The following is a 3,266-nucleotide window of genomic DNA, read 5'->3' as shown; positions in this document are numbered from 1 at the left end:
GGGGCCGGAGCAAGCCAGTTTGCCCTGATCGCCGAATACACACCGGTCGCCCGACGCACCCTGCTGACCAGCAGCATGGGAATTCCGGCCGGCATCGGTTTGCTGCTCGCCTCGCTGGTCGTCACGATGTTGTTTCCAGCGCTTGGCTGGCGCGGTACCGCGGCATTGGGCTTTGTGCCGGTGATCCTGGTCGTGATCATCACCTTCGTCGTGCCGGAATCCCCTAAGTGGCTGATAGCCGCAGGTCGCGTGGCGGAGGCGCGGCGTGTGGCAACGACGCTGCTGCAGTTTCCGCCCGGAGCGGCTGACCCGATTGTCGGAACGTCCGGCTCCGGCGGGTCCGTGCTCGAGGTTTATTCGCAGCCCAGGCGCTTCTGGCTCATTGTTCTCATCCAACTGAGCCTGGGCACTGCCTTGTCCGGAGTGCTGCTGTGGGGGCCAACGATCCTCGCGCAACTGCTACAAGTAACGACGCAGCGTGCCGCTGGCCTGTTTGTATTGGTCAGTCTATCCGCGATTGCCGGCCGTATCGCGTTCACCTTCCTGCCCCAATGGGTCGGCCGTGTGCCCTCCGGTCAGCTGGTTGGTTACATGGGCGCCGTGATGTTGGCGCTCGCTGCAATGTTTCGCGACCATTACGTCGAGGGCGTTTCGGTATTTTTCATCTTTCTGCTGATCGGTCAGTTTTTTTATGACGGTGGCTATTCAAATCTGAACACGTACGCCGCCGAGCTATTCCCCGTGCGGCTGGGGGCCCGTGCCATGGGGATATCTGCAGCTTCGGCGGGAATCGGCAAGATCATGGGGCCGTTGGCCCTGGGCATCATTGCTGGTACGCACAATCTTGTGACTCCCAAGGCAACGCAGACAGCGGTACAACCGGCATTTCTGTTTCTGGCCGCCTGTTGTCTGGTTGTCGGATTGAGCTACTCCTTCCTGGGTGTCGAAACGCATCGCAAATCCTTGCTTCTCGCCTGAGGGCTCGATGCCTAAGAGTCCAGGCGCATCCGCTCCTCGATCCCGGCGCAGAATTGGCACCCAGCCCAGTGTGCAATTCATGGATCGCAATGCAAGCGTGCCATTCCTGATGGTCGCCATCAGCAATAAGATAGTTGCCAGCGCATCGCAGGCGTACATGCGGCACTATCAGTTGGGCATCATGGAATGGAGAGTGATGGCGCTTCTGGCTGCGGACCCTGGTATCACCGGCAAGGACATCTCGCTACTTTCAGGGGTGACCGCGGGAAGTGTGAGCCGTGCCATCAATGTCTTGAAGAAGCTGCGCTATCTTGATGTGAGCAGCGATGCCGCCGACAACAGAAGAAACTTTCTGAGACTGAATTCCGCCGGAATGGCCCTGCACGATCGGATCATCGTTAGCGCACTGGAACGCGAGGCTCTGTTACTTACGAGCTTTTCCCAAGCGGAGCGGCGGAGACTCTTGAGTTATTTGCGGCGTTTACTCGCTAATATTGCGCTGGTGTGCAATGCGGATGCGCAGCAGCTGCCCCGATTGTCCGCACTGCAGGAATGAGAAAGGACAGCATCGAATATTTGGCTATTTGGCGTAGCGGTCTGGCGCCTGTGCCATCTGCTCCGGCGTCATCGCTGGCACGTCACGCACCACAGTGCGCTTTTCGAACTTCCACTCGCCATTGATCTTCCTGAGTGTGTCTTCGTAGTGGCCGGAACCCACCACGGCCGCCTTGCCGTCCACTAGGGTGGTTTCCATCCAGTATGCGATACCGGTGGCCGTATCGCCTTTCACGTCATAGGCCAGGCTGCCGATCATGTGCGGTACCTGGTAGTTGCGCGGCTCGGGTCGCGGTGGTCGGGGTGGATCGCCGGGCTTGGTCGGTTGGGCGAATGCGTTGGGGTCGGACATCAGCTGGAAGATCGCCTTCGGTCCGTGCAGCGTGGCCAGACTTGGAATGACGAAGATGCCATCCGGCGCCCACAGTTCTGAGTAATCCTTGATGCGCTGCTGATCCATCGCGTGGGGATATTCCCCCATCACCACCTTCTGAATGGCGAGTTGGTCTTCCAGGGCCGTCACGCGCGCGGCAAGCGCAGCCACGCCCTTGTCGTCCGGGCCCGCGCATCCGGCCATCATGATGGTAAAGGTCATTCCGAGCGCCGCCGCCACGGCCAGCGTGATTCCACTTCGCTTCATACCGCCCCCTCTTGCGATTGCTTTCATGCGGTCGATTTTGCATGATCCGACGCAGACGGGGGAGGGTATCAATGAAAGCACACAAGGGCGAGGCAACCCGAGTGATGGGCGGCTTGCGGGCCGGATTGATGATCGCCCACATGCGGGCCTACTGGTTTGCGACCGAACTGAGTGCGCCCAACCGTTCTTCCTTCGCCGCTCAGGCTACGGTTAGTCCGAGCCCGGCCAGCAAATCCGCAGCCTGATGCTTTGAGATGATGGCGCCCTTGAAGCGCGAGGCATCGGTTAGGCGCAAGGCGCCGAGCTGGGCACCCCTGAGATCCGAGCCCTCGAAGCGGGCCTGCGTCACATTGGCTTCGCGTAGATTGCAATTGATCAGGACTGCGTCGCGGAAATCCACCGCTGCAAGATCTGCTCCTTGGAAGTCGAGGCCCTCGAGCCGGTCCTTGCGAAAAGAAAGGCCGGGCAAACGGGCATTTACCAGCAGGCAGTGAGCAAAGCGCAGGCCGAGGGTGCGCGCCTCCTGGATCAGTATGCCGGTCAGCTTGCAGTCGTGGAAAGCCGCGCCGGACAGGTGTGCCCGGCGCCAGAGCGAATTATTCAGATCGCAGGCGTCGAAGCGCGCATCGGTCAGATCGCAGGAAGAGAAGTCGGTGTGTCCGCCGCGACAGCGCACGAACTCGCATTCTCGAAGGTCCATGCTCTTCAGGATTGCGCCCGCGAAGTTCCAGCCTGCGAACCGCAGTGGCCGACCGTACTGCAGCAGCACCGTTTGCAGCTGCTCGCCGGTTGCCACCTGTTCTGGCGCGGGTGGCTCCGCCAGAGCGATGCCCATTTCCATATTCATTAACACGCGAGTATAAACACACGAGATCGGCCGGCGCAGCCGTTACGAGGGCAGCGCGAATCAGAATAATATGGGGGCGCGCTGCAGCGCAACACACCGCGCATTGAACACTGAATCTTTGAGCAGGTATGCAATGCGTCTTCCGTTTCGGCCTCGCCGCCAAATAGTCTCGCAGGTACGGATCGGTCATGAGGATGAGGCTCGGATTTATAAATTGAGGAGTTATGACATGAGGCGCTACTGGAT

At 60.0% G+C, this 3,266-nt stretch carries 4 protein-coding genes; 2 read left to right on the top strand and 2 right to left on the bottom strand.

Features of this window, described 5'->3' with window-relative positions; all coding sequences use genetic code 11:
* Positions 1-978, top strand: a 978-nt coding sequence (locus VGG64_03490) for an MFS transporter (protein ID HEY1598637.1), incomplete at its 5' end; no start/stop codon positions are given.
* 79 nt (positions 979-1,057) lie between these two features.
* Positions 1,058-1,534, top strand: a complete 477-nt coding sequence (locus VGG64_03485; protein HEY1598636.1) for a helix-turn-helix domain-containing protein — start codon at positions 1,058-1,060, stop codon at positions 1,532-1,534.
* Between the two features lie 24 nt (positions 1,535-1,558).
* Here the strand turns inward: VGG64_03485 and VGG64_03480 are convergent, their stop codons facing one another.
* The gene (locus VGG64_03480) at positions 1,559-2,173 is read right to left on the bottom strand and encodes a nuclear transport factor 2 family protein (protein ID HEY1598635.1); all 615 of its coding nucleotides are present in this window, start codon (positions 2,171-2,173) and stop codon (positions 1,559-1,561) included.
* Between the two features lie 199 nt (positions 2,174-2,372).
* A complete protein-coding gene (locus VGG64_03475) occupies positions 2,373-3,020 on the bottom strand; it encodes a pentapeptide repeat-containing protein (protein ID HEY1598634.1) in 648 nt (215 codons plus the stop codon).
* Positions 3,021-3,266 lie beyond the last annotated feature (246 nt).

Source organism: Pirellulales bacterium, from assembly GCA_036490175.1.
Classification (GTDB): Bacteria; Planctomycetota; Planctomycetia; order Pirellulales; family JACPPG01; genus JACPPG01.
The sequence above is the reverse complement of the archived record's forward strand: the minus strand, read 5'-3'. Positions and strand labels throughout refer to the sequence as shown.

What these genes read in the sequence shown, in the direction of transcription:
- VGG64_03485 (HEY1598636.1), top strand. Translation starts at nt 1,058, where the DNA reads ATGGATCGCAATGCAAGCGTGCCATTCCTGATGGTCGCCATCAGCAAT.
- VGG64_03480 (HEY1598635.1), bottom strand. Translation starts at nt 2,173, where the DNA reads ATGAAGCGAAGTGGAATCACGCTGGCCGTGGCGGCGGCGCTCGGAATG.
- VGG64_03475 (HEY1598634.1), bottom strand. Translation starts at nt 3,020, where the DNA reads ATGAATATGGAAATGGGCATCGCTCTGGCGGAGCCACCCGCGCCAGAA.